This is a genomic window from Pseudarthrobacter sp. HLT1-3 (assembly GCF_059383535.1).
This window is the reverse complement of the sequence record NZ_JBWZCJ010000004.1, coordinates 182,880-201,039: the sequence shown is the minus strand read 5'-3', so window position 1 is coordinate 201,039 and position 18,160 is coordinate 182,880. Positions and strand designations below refer to the sequence as shown.

Sequence of the window (18,160 nt, the reverse complement as noted above, 5' to 3'; positions counted from 1 at the left end):
GTGGGGCAGTTGCGAGGGCACAAACAGGGGGTCCGGCGATCGGCCAAGCCCGGCGCCGGACCCCCTGAGACATTCAGAGATACCACTCAGCGATGTTGAAATATGTCCCTCACACACGCCACTGGATGTGCTTGACCTCCAGATACTCGCGCATCCCCCACTCGCCGAACTCCCGGCCCAGACCGGACCGGCCATAGCCGCCGAATGGTGCGTCCGGACGCATTGCGCCGCCGCCGTTGATCCAGACAGTGCCAGCGCGGATCTGCTCGGCGACACGACGCCCCTCAGCGAGGTTATCGCCGCACCAGACGTTAGCGGCCAAACCATAGGGAGTGTCGTTGGCGAGCCGGATGGCTTCCTCGGTGTCCTTGAACGGCAGGATCACCGCGACTGGACCGAAGATTTCTTCCTGTACGGCGCGCGCGCTGTGCGGCAGACCGCCCAGCAGCACCGGGTTGACGTACCAGCCCTTCTCGGGCAGCGGCTTGGTAACCTCCAGGAGCTTCCTGCCTCCCTCCGCTACCGATCCGTCAATGAAACCGCGCACCCGTGCCTGGTGATCGGGACGGATCATCGGACCGACATTGGTGGCGCGGTCCCAAGGATCACCCACGACCATCTGGTCAAACGCCGCAGCGCCTGCTTCAAGGAATTCCTCATACAGGCTGTCGTGGACCAGGATCCGCGCCAGCGCAGCGCAGCCCTGACCGCCGTTGCGCGCCCAGCGCAAGTGCATCTCGACGGCGATCTTCTGGACGTCGACACCGGGGAGGACCAGCGACGGCGACTTGCCGCCCAATTCAAGGGTGACGCCGGTCAGGTTGGCGGCGGCCTGTTCCATGATCTTGGCACCGACGCCGTCGGACCCCGTGAAGGAGACCCGGTCGACGCCGGGGTGCGATGAGAGCTGCTGGCCCACATCCGCCCCGCCGATAATGACGTTCATGACTCCCGGCGGCAGGCCGGCTTCGCGGACCAGATCGCCGAGGAACAACGTGGTCAGCGGTGTGCGCGGCGAAGGCAGCAGCACCACGGTGCAGCCGGCCGCCAGCGCCGCACCGAATTTGAAGATGGCCAGGTTCAGCGGGTAATTGTATCCGGTGATCGCGGCCACCACGCCGACCGGCTGATGCACCACGTCGCTCATTGTCGGGTGCGGCTTGTCGTAGCCGCCCAGGTGCTGGCTGCGGTCCACCTTGGCAGCCTCCGCGGCCCAGCGGAGGTGCTCCTCGACGGCCATCTTGACCTGGAGATATTCGGCGAGCGCCACAGGCGTTCCCACCTCGTTGACGATGGAAGGCAGCAGCCGGTCCGCTGCGGCTTCGAGCACGTCGGCAAGCCGGTGGATGTGGCGCGAACGTTCCTCTCCGGAGAGGGCTGCCCAGCCGGGGAAAGCCGATCTGGCGGCTGCCACCGCGGCGTCGACCTGCTGGCTTGAAGCGCCGCCAACGGTTCCGATGACTGCTTCGGTAGCCGGGTTGAACACGTCCCAAGTTTCGCCTTCGGGCTGGATCTGGGCACCGCCGACCAACAGGGTGCGCGTTTCGGGGACCCAGTCCTTGAGCGGATTTTCTGCAACTTCAGTGCTTACGGTCATGACGCATTCTCCTCGATGGGTCGCTTCGCCATCAGGCCGACACGGGTCATCTCGCAGACGATCTCATCCCGCTGGTTCAGCCCAATGTGCTCGAACCAGACGATTCCGGAGTCGTTGCGGGTCTTGGATTCACGCTTCTTTACAATCGTGGTCTCGGCACGCAGTGTGTCGCCATGGAACACCGGGTGGGGGAACTTGATGGAGTCGTAGCCGAGATTGCCCAAGGTAGTGCCCATGGTCAACTCCGGAACGTGGAAGGCTCCGATCAGCGCAACCGTAAAGAGACTATTAAGGACCCGCTGCCCATGGATGGACTTCTTCGAAAACTCCTCATCCAGATGCAGAGGCTGCAGGTTCATCGTCAGTGACGTAAACATCACGTTGTCCATCTCGGTAATGGTCCGGGTCAGGGCATGCTTGTAATGCGTGCCCTCTTCAAATTCCTCGAACCACAGTCCACGCATCGTCATCGGTTTCCTCCTGTAGTGTTCCGGGCTGCTCGGTCGAGCCATTCCACGGCCTTGTCATAGTGCGCTTTGTCGATATGGAGCCCGCGGTAACGCAACGCCCCGGTTCCGTCAGCCGCAGCCGCCTCGTAGGCCTTAGCCAGGCCCTCATAGAAGGCGATGTCCTCCGCCGACGCCGAGAACACGTCGTTGAGCGTGGCTACGTGCGAGGGATGGATCGCTATCATGCCGCGGAAGCCGAGCTGCCGGCCGCGGCCCGCGAACTCCCGCAGTCCTTCCAGGTTCTCCAGATCCTCCCAGAGACCGGTCAACGCGTGGATGCCGGCCTCGCGGCAGGCCAGCAGCACTCTGCTGCGCAGGTAGAGCGTCTCAAGTCCTTCCGGGGTCCATTCGTAGCCGACGGCCCGGGCGATGTCGGCGTGCTCCGCGCTCGGTCCGATCATGGCACCCACGCGGGGCGAGCTCAAAGCCACCTCCCGGCAGTTCTGGATGGCCTGCACAGTCTCGACGGGCACGATGTATTCCAGGCCCGCGACACCGTTGCGCTCTTCGAAGTGGTCCAGCAGGGCGTCGTATTGAAGTACGTCGGTGGCACACTCGACCTTCGGGGCAAAGATGCCCGTCAGCCCGGGGACCACCACCGCCTCGAGGTCGCCGCCAGTGAGCCTGGTCGCGAGCGGATTGACGCGGACGAAGATCCCTATTCCGGAATTGGACTGTCGGATCCGGCGGATCGACTCGGCAACCACCATACGGGCAGCAGCCTTCTCCCCCGCCGGGACCGAATCCTCAAGGTCGAGCACAACGCAGTCCGCGCCCGACGCGGCGGCTTTATCGGCCCAAGTCGGACGGTGGCCCGGGACGAACAGGATGGAACGGTACGCCTGCATCAGTAGCTCCTCGGCAGCTCGAGGACGTGCTCGGCAAAGTAGTTCAGCACCATTTCCTGGCTGATCGGCGCAATCCGCATGAGGCGGGCCTCGCGGAAGTAGCGCTCCACGTGGAACTCCTTGCCGTAGCCGAACCCGCCGTGGACCTGAAGCGCCACGTCGGCGGCGAAGAAGCCAGCCTCGGCACAAAGGAATTTGGCGGCATTCGCCTCACGGCCGCACGGGATGCCGTTATCGACCATCCAGGCAGCTTTCTGCACCACGGCCTCAGCGGCGTCCAGACGGATCTGGGCCTCTGCAAGCTGGAAAGAGATGCCCTGGTTCTTTCCGATGGGGCGGCCGAAGACTTCGCGTTCGTTCGCATAACGCACGCCCCGGCGGAGAGCCGCCTTTCCGATGCCGAGTGCGGCGTTGGCGGAGATCACGCGCTCGGCGTTCAGGCCGCCCAGAATTGCACGGAATCCGTGGCCTACTTCTCCGACAACGTCCTCGTCAGCAACGAACAGTTCGTCGATGAACAGCTCGTTCGTATCCACGGCATTCCGGCCCATCTTGGGGATCGGCCGGATGGATACCTTCTCGGGGTCCATTTCCGCGAACATCAGCGTCATTCCGGCGCTGCGCTTGCCGTTCGGGTCACGCGGGCTGGTGCGTACGAGCAGCAGCATGCGCTCTGCTTCCTGTGCCTTGGTGATCCAGACCTTCTGGCCGGACACGAGGTAGCCGCCCTCGACTTTCTTGGCGAAAGTGGAGATGTTGGTGGTGTCGGTGCCGGCGTCGGGCTCCGTCACGGCGAACGAGGTATGGAGTTCACCGGTGACAACGCGCTTGAGGAAGCGGTCCTTCAGGTCTTTGCTGCCGTGGTGGATGATCGGTTCGAAACCGAAGATGCCGATGTGGACGGCGCTGCAGCCGCCCATTCCGGCGCCAGACGCGGCGATTTCCTGCTCGACGATGGCGGCCTCCGTCACACCCAGACCGCCGCCGCCGTACTCCTCAGGGATGGTGAGTCCGAGCCATCCCGCGTCGGCTACAGCGTTGTAGAACTCCCAAGGAAACACCTTGGATTCGTCGTGTTCCATCCAGTATTCGTCGGGAAACTCCTTGCACAGTGCCCGCACCGACTGTCGGATGTCCTCGTGCATGGGATCGATGCTGAAATCCATTGGTCTCTCTTTTCTCGTCTTTGGGAGGTCGTCAGGCTACGGGAGTGGCCGAGCGGTCGTGCGTCTGGTCGGTGATGCCGTACTCGCGCAGCACCGCCTTGCGCACCTTCTGCGAAGGTGTCTTCGGCAGTTCGTCAACTACGCGAACAAAACGGGGAATTGCAAAAGCCGGAATCCTGCCAGCACACCAGTCAAGGATGTCGCCGGGGGCCACTGCCTGGCTGACGACGACGACGGCCAGGACCTCGTCCTCCCCCGCCTCGACATCCGCCGGCACGCCGATTACTGCGCATTCGAGGACAGCGGGGTGACCGAGTATTGCCTGCTCGATTTCGTAGGAGCTGATGTTCTCGCCCCGGCGTCGCAGCGCATCCTTGTAGCGGTCGACAAAGTAGAACCAGCCGTCCTCGTCCTGGCGAAGTGCATCCCCGGTGTGGAACCAGAGGTTGCGCCATGCTTCGAGCGTCTTTTCCGGCATGCCGTAGTAGCCGTTGCTGCAGGTCCAGGGCTGGCGCGGACGGACGACGAGCTCGCCGACCGTGCCAACCGGAACCTCACGGTCCGTCTCGGGATCGACAAGCCGGATATCGAACCACTCGGCCGCCGCAAGACCCGCAGCGCCGGCCGGGCGGGGCACCCCGTAGGGGGAAAGGATCGGCGCGCAGGTTTCGGTCAGCCCGAAGGCGTCAAGGAAAGCTTCGATGCCGTAGCGTTCCTTGAACTGCTCCACGATGGTGCTGGCAGTTGGTGCCGCGTAGACCGCACGAAGCACATTGTCGCTGTCGTTGTCACGCGGCGGCTGCTTCCAGGCGAAATCCATCATCACGCCGACGAAGTTCGTAACCGTGACTCCGGAGTCACGGACATGGTCAATCCAGCGGCTGGCGCTGAACTTGGGCCGGATGACGGCGCGGCCGCCGGCAATGATAACCGGATAGACCGCCATGAACTGTGCGTTGCCATGGAACAGCGGCGTCGTCGTCAGGTAAGTGTCCGAAGGCGTCAGCCTGGTCAGGCACACTACTTCCTGCGCGAAGAAGTACAGCTGGGAGTGCGGCATCGAAACGCCTTTGGAGGGACCGGTGGTACCGGAGGTGAAGAAGATCGCGCCAAGGTCCTGGGGCCGGGGCGGCACCATGTCGACGACGGGACCGTCTTCGAGTTCCTCCCACGGCGCCGCATTCCAGCCGTTCAGGCGCAAGAGTTCGATGGCAGCGTCACGGACGCCGGTACCTGAATCGATCACCCAGAAACGCTCAATGCCGCGGGCGTGCTGGGAGATGGAAACAAACCGGTCGGCGAAGATGTCATCGATGACGGCGAAACGGGCGTCGACGACGGCGAGCTGGTGCCGCAGGAATTCACCCTCGTAGTTCGTGTTGATCGGCACTTCGACGAGGTTGCCCACCGCCGCGCCCCACCAGGAACGCACAAGCTGCGAGGAATTCATGGCCATAATCGCGATGCGGTCCCCCGCCTTACCGCCGGCGGTAAGCCAGGTTCCGGCAATGCGTTCGGCACTGGAAAGCGCCTCGCCATAAGTCCAGCGCGCATCCTCCACCGGCGCGTCAAGGCAGACGGTGTCCGCGCGTACGCTGGCATGATGCCGCAGCACCTGGTCCAAAGTCCAGGTTTCCGGGTCCGGGAACGTTGGCACCAGGTCGGTGTAGACCTGCCGTTGGGCGCTCATCGGGCACCTCCGGCGAAAGATGCCTCGGGAATGTCGGTGCGGGCGGTGAGTGCGTTCATCGCCGGCACGACCTCTCGGCCCAGTCGGGAAATGGCCGCAATGGTCTCGTCCGCGCTCATCGTCGGCCACTGGGGGCGCAGCAGCAGCGGATCCACCGGCAGTGTCTCCACCAGGTCGGTCAGCTCGGCGACTACCTCCTCGGGGGACCCGATGACGGCGTGGCCGGACACTGCCTTCGCGAACTCGTTTTGAAGGTCCGTATCCTGCATGACGCTAAGGCCCTTCTGCGCATAGGTCAGGTAGCGTCCCTGCGCAACGCGCGCATACTCGACCATGGCCTGCTCGCGGGTGTCGGCGACAAGACAGTTGCGCCGCAGTGGCTGCGGGGTGAACTCCTTGCCGCGCTCGATGAATCCATCGCGCACAACAGCGAACCGCTCGGCAACCTCATGCTTCGGTGTCTCCGGCGGGCAGGCATAGGCGTCGCCGTATTTCGCAGCCCTCCGCACACCGGCCATGGCGTGTGCCCCGATCCAGATCGGCGGATGCGGCTGCTGCACCGGGAACAAGTGCGGACGGACATTCTCCAACTGCCAGTATTTGCCGGAGTGGTTCACCGTTTCCTCGGTCCAGAGCTTCTTCATCAGCTCCAGGGACTCGTCGAAGCGGCCGGCACGTTCCTTGTAGGGAACGCCCAAATAGTCGAATTCCTCCGGACGGTAGCCCAGCCCCGCACCGAAGATCAGCCGGCCTTCGGTCACCACGTCCAGGGTGGCAATCTCTTCAGCCAGCATGACCGGGTGGTACAAGGGGGCGATCATGATCTGGGTCACGAGCTTCACATGCGGATCTACTTCGGCTGCCAAACGCGCCAGCAGCGGGACCGGCTGCAGCCACCGGAGTTCTCCGTAGAGGAAATGCTGACCGATGGCGATGTAGGTGAACCCGTTGTTCTGGGCGGCCTCCACGATACGCAGGACATCCTTGAACTGCTGGGCGGGGGACACCGTCTTTGGCACATCACTTAGCAGCAAACCAACTTGAACCATTGCTGAACCTCATCTGTAGGCACCTGATAGGGGCAGATGCCGTCCCGTTGGACGGCATCAGTTATTAGAAAATTTCACTCGTTGTGCTGCGCAGCCCCGAGCCTGCCCAGCCGCCGTCGACGGGGAGTACTACTCCACTGATGTAACCGGCCTGTTCCGAGGCCAGGTAGGCGACGGCATCGGCAATTTCTCCCGGATGGCCGATCCGCCCCATCGGGATCCGTTCCAGGTAGGTTTCCAGCGACACTCTGCCGCTGGCGACCATGGACGCCTGCATCTCGGTGGTAATTGTGCCCGGTGCCACGGCATTCACGCGGATCCCGCGGGGGCCCCATTCCGTGGCCAGGGATCTGACCAGTCCCTCGATACCTGCTTTTGAGGCGCAGTAGGCAGCGCGGGCCGCGAAACCCTGTGTGGCGCAAATCGAGGAAAGCATGACGATGCTTCCGCCCGGTCCCATCCGGGCTCCCGCGGCCTGGGCGCCCAGGAAGGCCGCACGCAGGTTGACAGACAGAACCCGGTCCCAATCCTCCAGCGGGAAATCCAGGGTGTCCCCCGGCAGCGCAATGCCGGCGTTGATGATGAAAGCCTTCAGCCCGCCGCCGAGGCGCTCCGCCTCCAGGCAGGCTGCTGCGAGTACAGCCGGATCCCCAGCGTCTCCGACGATGGCTGCATGCCCGGTTCCAAGCTGGCCCACCGTGCGCTCCAGCGCCTCCCCGGCCAGGTCCACGGCGACGACGGCGGAACCGTCTGCCGCGAACCGCTCGGCGATGGCTTTGCCCAGCCCGCGGGCGGCGCCCGTCACCACCACGCCGCGGCCAGCGGTTGCTGTCCGGTAGGTGGCAGTTTCGACAGCGATGTCGATCTGGGTCATTGCAGTGCCTCCAAAGGCGGTCAAAGACAACGGCCCATGCGGAGCCGTCGCCCGGATTTGTGGCGGCGGTAACACTTATGAACGGTAACATCATTCGCGGGACTCTGACAATGATGCGCCTAGAATAGAGACTGGGGTTTGAAGATCACTTCGCGCCGCTAGGGCCAGATCTCCAGCATCTCCAAGACGCGGAGCCCCCGCGGCAGGGCCACTTTGCCCGGGCCGTTGGCCCCGCTCCCGGCGGCAGCCCGCGTCCTTCAGAGTAGAAGGGCCCGGGCTGCGGCAGGATCTGACGGGAGTGCCCGAAAGCCTCAGATGCTGGGCTGGCCCCCCCGCCCGTTGCCGGCGATCTTGCTGGAGTCATGGCTGACCGCAACTGCCGTAGGGCGGACCTCGATAACTATCCGGTTGGGGCTGTCCAGCAGCCTGACGAAACCCGCGGGGTCCTCCGGCTGCTGCCGTGCAGCGAAGCGCTTGAGGAACCAGGCTTTTGTATCCGCATCACGGTGGACGGTAGCTACTCCCCGCAAAGCGAGCATCCGGCGCCCCGGCAGCGGCGTCCCGGCATTGGAAACGACCAGGCTGACCCGGGGCTCCGAGGCCATGGCACGCACATGGGCCCTGCCTTCGACCGCCGTGAGCCAGAACCCTCCATCGATCTCCACGAAGCTCATCACCACCCCGCTGGGCCATCCGGTCGCGTTGGTAAAGACAAAGGTGCACTCTGTCTGGGTGGAGAGCAGTTCCGACTGCTCGCCCCGGCCCAGCGCTACCCCGCGCAGATCCTCAAGGTCGTCTACTCCAACCTGACGCATGTCGAGCTCCGTTCATTTGGGGATATCCTGCCGCGGGCCTACTAGGACCTGCGGTTGCCGCGTCGGCCGATGACAAGCACGGAAATGACCACGACACTGGAAATCAGGGAGATGACGACGCCCAACGCCGCGAGCCGCGGATAGGTACCGTTGCTGAAAAGGTCGAGGATTGCCATGCCGACCACAGGTGCTCCCGGGCCGGACAGCAGGGAAGAAGCATTTACCTCGCTGGCTGCGAGGACAAACAACAGCGCCCAGGCCGCAACGAGTGAGGGCAGCATCAGGGGCAGGACAACCTTGAAGAAAATCCGCCCCGGCCGGGCCCCCGACACTTCAGCGGCCTCCACCATTTCCTTGCTGATCTGCTGAACGGCTGAGTTGGCGTACAGCGATGCCTGGGGAACGAAAATGACCACGTAGGCGAGCAGCAGCAGCAGCAGCGTGCCATTGAGCTTGAAAGGCTCTCCGCTGAAAGCCACAAGGAAGGCGATGCCAACGACGATATGCGAAATCGCAGCCGGGACTTTCAGGACGGCATCGATGGCGCGGTTGAGCCGGTTGTTGCGCCGGTGGATCAAATGCGCGGTGATGGCAGTGATCAGAACGGTGACTGTGGCCACGCCCAGGCCCAGCAGCAAAGAGTTGGTCAGGCCCTGCTTCAGGAGAGCCTGCTTGCCGATGGCAGCGTAGTTATCGAAGCTGAGCGTGTTCCAATTGACTTTCGCGCTCCAAAAACCTTGCAGAGAAACAAACAGCAGACCGACGAAGGGCAGCAATGAAGTCAGCGCCAGGTAACCCACCATTACGGCGCGTGCCGGCCATTTCCACTTTCCAAGTTTCACAAGGTTGTGGCGGGCGCCCCGGCCACCGATCTTGGCGTAATTGCCTTTCTCTGTGAGCTTCTTCAGTGACCGGGAAGCCATCACGACGAGGAAGACCAGAACCAATGACATCCCTACCGCGGAGTAGAGGTCCGGCGGATATTCCCGTGTCAGGGCGTAGACGATCGATACCGGGAGCACCTCGATTCCTGCCGCTGTCCCGATTACGACGGGTGCCGCAAACAGCGCGAACCCGATGGTGAGCACTTGGACGGCAGCCGCTCCGAGTGCCGGCACCAGATTCGGCAGGGCTACCTTGAATACCGTGGCGAACGGCCCGTGCCCTGACATGCGGGAAGCCTCCTCCAAGGCCGGGTCCAAGGACTGCAGCCCGGTCGAGACGGCCAGATAAGCATATGGCGTAAGAAAGAGAACGTAGACAAAGACCAGCCCGGGCCACGTGAAGATGTTAATCGGCCCCTGCGTCTGCTCGACGCCGAACCAGGACAGTAACCCCCGAATAACCACATTCAGGAATCCCGCCTGCGGGCTGGCCAGAAAAACCCAGCCCACGGCGCTGGCGATTGCCGGCACAAAGAGGGATACCAGCGGCAAAGCATCCGCTGCCCATCCGATCCTTGCATCCGAACGGACATTAAGCCATGCCAGGAACGATCCGACCACCATGGCCAGTGATCCACCAATACCGACGGCGATCAGCAGGTTGCCCAAGGATTGAAGGGTCTCGGGCCTGGTCCACACCGCCAGAAGCTGCGGCAACTGCCATCCGTTATCAAAGCCCAGGACCCTCATAAGGGTTCTGACCAGCGGATAGACGATGAAGAAGCACAGCAATGCCGTTACCAACCAGCCGAAGCCGTTGAACAGGGAGAACTTTTTCTTCGGACCGGACGGCTTCCCGACGCTGGCCTGCCGCGCAGTCTCCTGCGGACGTGCCTCAATGAGAGTCATCGATAACCACCTCAGCGTGCTCGGGTGCGACGCCCACCGCCACCTGATCGCCAATGACCCCGGAGAAGGAGCCGTTGCCCCAGACCCGGAGATGGTGACCCTTGACCAGTACCGCATACTCGGTGTGGGTTCCCATAAAGCTGGTTGATTCCAGGGTCCCCACCCAGGCGTTGGCCCCCGCGTCGGTATCGGCGTCCGGGGCTATCCACCAGTGCTGGGCCTTCGAGATCACCACGGTTTTTTGCGCAGCGGTGTTAGGCGCCTGCCGCTCTGCCACAGTGAATTCACCGATTTCGGTCCCCACCCTCCCTGCTGGAAGCCCGGCCGGCGTCCGGTCCGTCACCGGAACGATATTCGTGGCGCCGATGAACTGCGCCACATAGCGGGTCTTGGGATGGAAGTAGATTTCTTCGGGGGTTCCGAGCTGCGCTACGCGTCCCTCCCTCATCACGGCGACGATATCGGCCATCTCCATGGCCTCCGCCTGATCATGCGTTACGTAAACGGCGGTGAATCCAAGTTCCCGCTGCATGGTGCGGAGTTCCCGGCGCAACTGCTCACGCACCTTCGCGTCGATATTCGACAGTGGTTCGTCGAAGAGGACCACCTTGTTCCCCGCTGCAACGGCACGCGCCAGGGCGACGCGCTGCTGCTGGCCGCCGGAGAGCTGACCGATCCGGCGCTTGCCCAGACCGCCGATCCCCATGACCTCAAGGACATGCTTGACCCTGTCCGCAATCTCTTCTTTCGACAGGCGCTCGGAGCGTGGCCCGGACTGCAGCGGGAACGCCACATTCGCGGCCACGTCCATGTGAGGCCAGAGCGCGTAGTTCTGGAACACCATCCCGATGGGGCGTTGCTGTGGTTCCAGATCGATTTTTGCCCCGTTGAACACCGTTACGCCGTCTACGATGATGGACCCCATTGAGGGCTGTTCAAGACCCGCGATGCAACGCAGAAGAGTGGTCTTGCCGCAGCCGCTGGGCCCCAGAAGGACGCAGAACTGCCCTTCGGGAATGCTCAGCTGGACGTCGTCGACGGCGGCGACCATTGCAGCCGAATGGGGATCGTGGAAGTGCTTCCGCAGCCCGGAGATCTCCACTCCGAGACGGGTCCCGGCTGGGGCTTCGAGGTCTTGATTGACCAGAGTCTCGGTCATGGGATGGTTCCTTGTCTATCGGAAAGTGCGTGGATCTTAGAGTCCAAGAAGGGAAAGCAGGGCCTTCTGCTCATCTTTGGCCTTGAGCAGATCCGGCAGCTGGTAATCGCTGGGCAATGCCACGGTGCCGGGCACGTCAGGAAGCACCGATGCAGCGACGCCCTGGTTAAGCACGCTCTGGCCCTCGGTCGAAAGAAGGTAGTTCACAAACAGAGCCGAAGCCTTCGGATGCGAGCTGCCCTTGCTCATCGCAGTGAACTGCTGGACGCCCGACGTGGGAGAAAAGAACTTGATGTCGATCGGAGCCCCCTTTTCCTTGAGCGGATTTACTACTGAATACAGCGAGGGGAAAGCCAGCGCGGACTCCCCGGCGGCAACCTGCTGAGTGCCAGGCACAGCCGAGGGCTGAAGCTGGAACTTCTGGTCCTTGAAATCGGTAAGGTATTTCTCGCCGTAGGTGTTTTTCAGGAGCCGCAGCAGTTCGGTCCACGGCACAATAGCCCCAGGATCCGCCAGGACAATCTTGCCCTTGTACTTTGCGTCGAGGACCGATTCCCAGCTCTTGAGCTCGTCCCCCTTGACCAGATCGGTGTTGTAGGCGACACCGATCGGCTGAACATTCACCAGGGCGTAAGAATCTTCGTAGAGATATTTACTGGGCCACTGGTTCAAGGCCGGCATCGTCTTGCTGTCAAAAGGAGCCAGCCACGACTTCTTGAGATAGTCCGAAAGGATATACGACTCAGGAACAGTCAGGACGTCTCCGACGACTTTTGCGGTGTCGCGCTCCGTTGAATAGCGCTGTTCGAGGATTTCCGATGAGGCCCGGACAACCTCGACCGTGACACCGTACTTCTTTTCGAATGCGGATGCGGCCGCCTCCGTCGGAGCCTGCGGAATCGACGAATACCATACGACGCTGCCTTCGGTCTTCGCCGCATCAATCAACTCCCGCGAGGCTTCATCGACGGAACTGGCCGAGGTGGTATTTCCTGTTTCCGCCACCCCGGTCCCCCCACAGGCCGAGAGAAACAGGACAGAGACGGCAAGAGCGGCAATGGCTCCACGATAATTCCGCACGGTAGAACTCCTTATGGACCAGATCAAAAAAGACAGGCTGCTACTACTTGGCGGTCAAGCCGCCGTCGATCGGAATATTCACTCCGGTCACGAAACTGGAATCGTCACCGGCAAGGAAGGCGACGACCGAAGCGATCTCCTCCGGCTGGGCCGGCCTACCAAGAGGGATGAGGGCGATGAAATTGGACATCAAGTCCTCGATGCTTGCTCCTGCCTCGCGGCCAAAGAAGGTCGGCAGCATCGGGGTGTCAACCGATCCGGGACAAATCGAGTTGACGCGGATGTTGTCCGGCGCCCCGGCCAAGGCCAGCGCACGGGCGTAGGAAACAATGGCGCCTTTGGTCATTGAATACAGCGGCGAAAACGGGGAGCCGACAATGGCCGAGGTGGAGGCCGTGAAAATTACCGAGCCCTTGCCACTCTTCTTCAGCAGAGGCATCGCCAGGCCGGACGTGAAGAATGCCGATTTCATGTTGATGGTGATGTTCTTGTCCCATTCAGCTTCCGAGACAGTGACACCGCCGGGCCCAGGCATTCCAAGATGGTTGTGCAGAATATCAAGTTTGCCGTGCCGTGCGTCGATGCCCTCGATAAGGTCAGTCAGGTACTGGACGTTTGACGCGTCCCCTACTGCCGTCTCACCGCTGCCGCCGGCATCTTCGATCAGTTGAATGGTTTCCTTGACGCCAACGTCGTTGATATCGGCTGCAATCACATGGGCGCCGTCGGCAGCGAGCCGGCGGGCGACTGCGCGCCCCATTCCCGATCCTGAAGCGGTAATCAATGCAATACGTCCAGTCAGGCCCATGATCCGGGTCCTTTCTCCTTGGAATTCATATCTAATGGAAAGAATCTTGCTGAAATACATCCGCGCGCCTCGTCCTGAGGTACCGGCATCGGCAGATCGCAGTGCCGGCATCGGCAGATCGCAGTCGGCATCGGCAGATCGCAGTGCCGGCATCGGCAGATCGCAGTCGGCGTCGGCGGATCGCAGTGCCGGCGACCCTCGTTGGCCACCAGCTGATCTCACCGCAATTCCGAAACTTGATTAGTATAGTTATACTAGATTTTTTTCCTTGTAAGAAGAGATCTAGAAGGGAAATCAGATTGTGACGTGTGTCGCGCACTGCTGGGGTTGAGTCTAGGGGCCACGACCGACCAACAGCCAAACCCCGCCCGCACATTACCCGTCTAGGAGGTTGCGCAGCTTGAGCCCGCTACAGCCGAGTCCTCGGTTGTAGCGCCGGAACGTGGATTTCAGCCGGTGGAAAGGCCCAGGATCCTGCTCAAATTCCCACCGAGGATCTGGGCGGTTTCGCTATCGGTGAGGCCGAGACGCTGGATTGCGGTTATTTCCTCGGCGGGGCTGGTCATAGGCCAGTCGGAACCGAAGATGATGCGTTCAGCACCGTGGTGGCGGATAAGTGCCTTGACTCGTTCGGGGGCAAGGGTGGCAAGGGTCGGAGGCCACGAGGTTTCCAGGATGACGTCGGCCCCGGAGAGCACATCCTCGGCGTCGTCGAAGATCTTGTAGCCGCCGAAGTGGCAGGCCATCAGGGTCAGATCCTTGAACTGCCGGGCAATGTCCGCAATCATTTTCGGACTGGAAAGCGCGTTGGTATGCGCATTGCCGCCGCCCCCAACGTGCGTAATCACCGCAATGTCGCTCCCAAAGGCCTCCAGAATGTTCCAAAGCCGCGGATCGTTAAGCGCGAAGTTCTGAAACAACGGATGCAGTTTCACGGTCCTGATCCCGTGGCGGCGCAGGCTTTCCATGTTCTCCGCAACGCTCAGATCGACATGGACAGTGCCCACCGGATGCCGGCGCTCACTACGCAGCGAAGCGACGAACCGGTTCACCGAGTCCACGTGCCGAGCCTCGTTCGCGATGCCCAGGCAGCAGCTGACGTCGACTCCATCCGCTTCCATCGCGGCATTCAGCCCGTCCACAGTCCCGTCCCCCCGGGGGCTGAGCCCCGGCACGGGGTTTGAGTGCAGAGCGAGCCCGGCAATCCTATCGGGCCAGACATGGGTATGGGCGTCAATGATCACATCACTCATCACTTCGGCCCCTTGCGCAGCCGCCGGGCCAGGGAATCCAGCAGCACCTCGGTTGCCCCTTCATAGATCCGCAACGGCCTGGCATTGCGGTATAGCCGCTCGATCTTGGAACCTCGGACCAGGCCGAAGCGGCCCATGACCTGGACACACCGGTCCACGACCCTGCCCGCGGTCTCTGTCGCACTGATCTTCGCGATGGAGGAAAGATCCAGATGCGCCAGCGGATCAGTTCGGGCCAGGGACGCCGCCCGGTACGCCATCGCCCGTGCCGTTTCAACTTCGGCCCAGCACAGTGCCAGGGCTTGGGATACGGAACCAAGCTCAATCAGGGGCGCGCCAAACTGTTCCCTGGTGCGCGCATGCGCCAAGGCCTCGTCCAGCGCTGCCTGCGCAAGACCCACTGCGGACCCAGCCACCGAAACCCGGAACACGGCCAGAGCCTGCAGCATCAAGGAAAAGGCCTTCCCCGGAACCCCCAGCCGGTGGCTGTCGGGAACGATGACATCATCAAACTCCAGTTCGCCGAGGATATGGGGGGCTATCAGGTCGTCCCCGGCCCGGACCCGCAGGCCAGGCGCATCGGCCGGGACCAGAACCATCGAGTATCCGTCGCCTTCCCGGCCCAACACACAATAGAACGACGCCGCTCCGCCGTTCGTAATGAACGACTTACGTCCCCGTACGCGCAATCCGCCTGCCACCTGCTCAATCACGGTGGTAACCGCCCGCAGATCCGAGCCGACTCCAGGCTCAGTCAAGGCAATTGCCGCGATTGCTTCCAGCGAGACAACCCGCGGCAACCAGTATTCCTTCAGCTCCTCGCGGCCGCCCACCGCCAGGGTGTATGAGCCGATGCCTTGGACTCCGAACAGTGAATCCAGATGCGCCGACCCATACATCAATGCTTCCCGGATTACGGTTATCGCCAACGGATCCAACGTCTCCGAATAGCCCCCGTAGGCTGCCGGAACCGCGTGCCCCACCAGCCCGGAGTCCCGCAAGGCCGCCGCCATACCTTGGTGCAGCACCGACGAGGCATCGGCCTCGTGCGCCATCGCGCCAACCTGCGCCGTCAACGCGCGAGCCTCCGCCTGGATCTTCAGATGGTGCTCCCCCAGGTCAAATGCTGGGCCCGCAACATCCAGATCAACTCGCGTATCCACGTCCATATCAATCCATCCTGACTTTGTTACCAACTGAATTCAAAACACAATGATCCACCGGCCATGCCGGGTGCGGCATTTAGCGGCGCTGGTCGAAGCGGCGCCCGAGCATTTCCGAGACGATACGGATCCGCTGCATCGACGGCGTGCCGCCGGCAATGGCCCAGCCATGGGCATCGCGGTGCAGCCGCTCCAGGCCGTATTCCTCGGTGTAGCCGTTCCCGCCATGGACCTGGATCGCCAGATCGGTGACCTTTTTCGCCATTTCATTTGCCGTGCACTTGGCCAGAGATACCTGCAGCGCATCCGGCAAACCGTCCTTCCCGCTGCCGGCGGCACGTTCCACCAGCAGCCGGGCGGCTTCGACCTGTAGCACCATGTCCGCCACCATCATCTGAATCGACTGGAACTCCACCAGCGGTTTACCGAACTGGAAGCGCTCCTGCACATAGACCAGCGTTTTATCCAACGCCGCCTGGCCGATTGCCAACGACATCGTTGCGTTCCCCATCCGTTCGATCGAGAAAGCCCCGAACAGGGAACTGAATTCACCGGCCGGCACCACCACGTTCTCCCGCGGGACCAGCACGTCATCAAAGATCACATCGGCGGAGGGAATGCCACGAAAGCCCATCAATCGCTCCGGAGCTCCGAAGCTGACCCCCGGCATGGACTTGTCGACGACGATCGCGCCGATCCCCTTAGCTCCCGGAGCATCCGAAAGACGGGCATAGACCAGGTAATGATCGGCCTCCCCGCCGTTGGAAATCCACCGCTTGGCGCCGTTCACCACGAACCCTTCGCCCACTGCCCGAGCCGTAGTCTTCGCATCCGTCGCCGCAGACCCCGCGTCGGGCTCTGAAATGGCTACAGCCATCGTCCGCTCCCCCGAGACAATATCGGGCAACCATCGTTCTCGCTGCTCCTCCGTGCCCAGATGGTTCACTACCTGGGCCGGACCCGTATTTGACTCAAAAATCTGGAACGCCGCCGGCCGGCACACCTTTGCAAATTCTTCGATGACAGTCAGCGCCTGTGACAGCGGCGCGCCAGCACCGCCGAACCGCTCCGGATGCGTAATGCCAAGGAACCCCAGTTCACCCAACCGCCGCCGCTCCACGACAGAAATGGGCGTCCGCGTCACATCCAGTTCCTCTGCCATCGGGCCATACACCCCGGCGGCCACCTGCGCCGCCAGCTCACGAATCTCGGAATGCTCATCCACTACGGAAACCGTCACGGTCCCCACCTCCACTCAGTCGGTCGGTCAGTACATCTATCTGTCGCAGCCACCGCGCCGGGCCCGGCAAGGTGCCGGTCCGCGAGATAAGCACGTTAGTTGTATTCATTATCCTAGATTATTTCCGAATTGGAAAGCCCCGGCATGGAAGGCCCCAACATGAGGCATATTGGCCACTGTCCGCACCGACACACGGAAGTCCCGGGCTCCGCCGCTGTGGGACCCGGGACTTCCGCTTGGAACCGAGAAGTCAGACGGTCTGCGCCACACCCTCGCGCGCTGTTTGGGCTGCTGTCCCGCGGAAGTTGGGCTTGCGTTTTTCGATGAATGCCTGGGCACCCTCACGCATATCATCACTGCCAATGGCCTGGATCAGGGACTCGAGGCCCGCCTGCATATTGTCCTTCGAGGCGTTCCACCAGAGATTCGAACTCACCTTGGCAATTTCAAGATAGCGGGGGCTCAAATCGTGGATCTCCGCAAGCCATCGATCAACGCCCGCATCCAGTTCGCCGTCCGCCACAACTTCATTGATGAGGCCCATCGAATAGGCCTGCTCCGCGGTGTAGCGCCGGCACATGAGGGACATCTCCTTCGCACGCTTTTCACCTATTTGAACTGCCGCAAGATTAGTCGCGCCAAGGACCGGGGCGGATCCGACCCTCGGCCCGGTCTGGCCAAAAGTCGACCGCTCGGTGGCGATGGCAAAATCGCAGGCAATAACGAGTTCATTGCCTCCACCGGCAGCAGGGCCGTCCACGGCCGCAATAACGGGCCTCGGACAGGCTCGGATGGCGTCCACAAGCCGCAGCGACGTCGTGAAAAGCTCACGCAACTGGCCTGGATCCGGATTGCTGAGTTGGCCAAGGGCGCCACCCGCGCAGAAAGACCCGCCGCTACCGGTAATGACCACAGCCTCCGCACCGGAAGCCCCGTGAAGCCCCGCAATCATCGCATTCGCCATCTCGAGGTCGTACGCATTGCGCCGTTCAGGCCGCTCAATCGTGATGCGGACGACTCCCCTGTACTCCTCGACGTTGATACCGGATGCCGACATGGGAACTCCAAACTTCGTAGGGGTGGGGCCAGGCCCTCATCATTTGTCTGAATGATCGG

Annotated in this window: 16 protein-coding genes; all 16 read right to left on the bottom strand. The window is 62.3% G+C overall.

The window, feature by feature from the left end; genetic code table 11:
• Positions 1 to 109: 109 nt before the first annotated feature.
• Complete coding sequence (locus AC50X9_RS05545) at positions 110 to 1,597, bottom strand: aldehyde dehydrogenase family protein (protein ID WP_494891136.1); 1,488 nt, start codon at positions 1,595 to 1,597, stop codon at positions 110 to 112.
• A complete protein-coding gene (locus AC50X9_RS05540; protein WP_494891132.1) occupies positions 1,594 to 2,067 on the bottom strand; it encodes a MaoC family dehydratase in 474 nt (157 codons plus the stop codon). Before AC50X9_RS05540 ends, AC50X9_RS05545 begins: the two co-directional genes overlap by 4 nt.
• Positions 2,064 to 2,954 carry an HpcH/HpaI aldolase/citrate lyase family protein gene (locus AC50X9_RS05535; RefSeq protein ID WP_494891130.1) on the bottom strand — a complete coding sequence of 297 codons (891 nt, stop codon included), beginning with the start codon at positions 2,952 to 2,954 and terminating at the stop codon, positions 2,064 to 2,066. Before AC50X9_RS05535 ends, AC50X9_RS05540 begins: the two co-directional genes overlap by 4 nt.
• On the bottom strand, positions 2,954 to 4,120 hold the full coding sequence (locus tag AC50X9_RS05530; protein ID WP_494891128.1) for an acyl-CoA dehydrogenase family protein: 1,167 nt from the start codon (positions 4,118 to 4,120) through the stop codon (positions 2,954 to 2,956). The genes AC50X9_RS05535 and AC50X9_RS05530 overlap by 1 nt, the downstream gene beginning before the upstream one ends.
• Before the next feature lie 31 nt (positions 4,121 to 4,151).
• Positions 4,152 to 5,810, bottom strand: a complete 1,659-nt coding sequence (locus AC50X9_RS05525) for an AMP-binding protein (RefSeq protein WP_494891126.1) — start codon at positions 5,808 to 5,810, stop codon at positions 4,152 to 4,154.
• A complete protein-coding gene (locus tag AC50X9_RS05520) occupies positions 5,807 to 6,859 on the bottom strand; it encodes an LLM class flavin-dependent oxidoreductase (protein ID WP_494891121.1) in 1,053 nt (350 codons plus the stop codon). Before AC50X9_RS05520 ends, AC50X9_RS05525 begins: the two co-directional genes overlap by 4 nt.
• Positions 6,860 to 6,923: 64 nt before the next feature.
• Positions 6,924 to 7,733: an SDR family NAD(P)-dependent oxidoreductase gene (locus tag AC50X9_RS05515; RefSeq protein ID WP_494891115.1), complete on the bottom strand. Its 810-nt coding sequence runs from the start codon at positions 7,731 to 7,733 to the stop codon at positions 6,924 to 6,926.
• A gap of 311 nt (positions 7,734 to 8,044) precedes the next feature.
• Complete coding sequence (locus AC50X9_RS05510; protein WP_494891113.1) at positions 8,045 to 8,548, bottom strand: pyridoxamine 5'-phosphate oxidase family protein; 504 nt, start codon at positions 8,546 to 8,548, stop codon at positions 8,045 to 8,047.
• A 41-nt stretch (positions 8,549 to 8,589) separates the two neighbouring features.
• Positions 8,590 to 10,341 (bottom strand): ABC transporter permease, encoded by a 1,752-nt coding sequence (locus AC50X9_RS05505; RefSeq protein ID WP_494891111.1) that lies wholly within the window; start codon positions 10,339 to 10,341, stop codon positions 8,590 to 8,592.
• A complete protein-coding gene (locus tag AC50X9_RS05500) occupies positions 10,328 to 11,500 on the bottom strand; it encodes an ABC transporter ATP-binding protein (RefSeq protein WP_494891109.1) in 1,173 nt (390 codons plus the stop codon). The genes AC50X9_RS05505 and AC50X9_RS05500 overlap by 14 nt, the downstream gene beginning before the upstream one ends.
• 36 nt (positions 11,501 to 11,536) lie before the next feature.
• On the bottom strand, positions 11,537 to 12,580 hold the full coding sequence (locus AC50X9_RS05495; RefSeq protein ID WP_494891107.1) for an ABC transporter substrate-binding protein: 1,044 nt from the start codon (positions 12,578 to 12,580) through the stop codon (positions 11,537 to 11,539).
• 43 nt (positions 12,581 to 12,623) lie between these two features.
• Complete coding sequence (locus AC50X9_RS05490; RefSeq protein WP_494891105.1) at positions 12,624 to 13,541, bottom strand: SDR family NAD(P)-dependent oxidoreductase; 918 nt, start codon at positions 13,539 to 13,541, stop codon at positions 12,624 to 12,626.
• Between the two features lie 296 nt (positions 13,542 to 13,837).
• Positions 13,838 to 14,641: an amidohydrolase family protein gene (locus tag AC50X9_RS05485; RefSeq protein WP_494891103.1), complete on the bottom strand. Its 804-nt coding sequence runs from the start codon at positions 14,639 to 14,641 to the stop codon at positions 13,838 to 13,840.
• Complete coding sequence (locus AC50X9_RS05480) at positions 14,641 to 15,810, bottom strand: acyl-CoA dehydrogenase family protein (RefSeq protein WP_494891101.1); 1,170 nt, start codon at positions 15,808 to 15,810, stop codon at positions 14,641 to 14,643. Before AC50X9_RS05480 ends, AC50X9_RS05485 begins: the two co-directional genes overlap by 1 nt.
• A gap of 73 nt (positions 15,811 to 15,883) precedes the next feature.
• Positions 15,884 to 17,044, bottom strand: a complete 1,161-nt coding sequence (locus AC50X9_RS05475) for an acyl-CoA dehydrogenase family protein (RefSeq protein WP_494891099.1) — start codon at positions 17,042 to 17,044, stop codon at positions 15,884 to 15,886.
• A 250-nt stretch (positions 17,045 to 17,294) separates the two neighbouring features.
• Positions 17,295 to 18,101 (bottom strand): enoyl-CoA hydratase/isomerase family protein, encoded by an 807-nt coding sequence (locus tag AC50X9_RS05470; RefSeq protein WP_494891097.1) that lies wholly within the window; start codon positions 18,099 to 18,101, stop codon positions 17,295 to 17,297.
• Positions 18,102 to 18,160 lie beyond the last annotated feature (59 nt).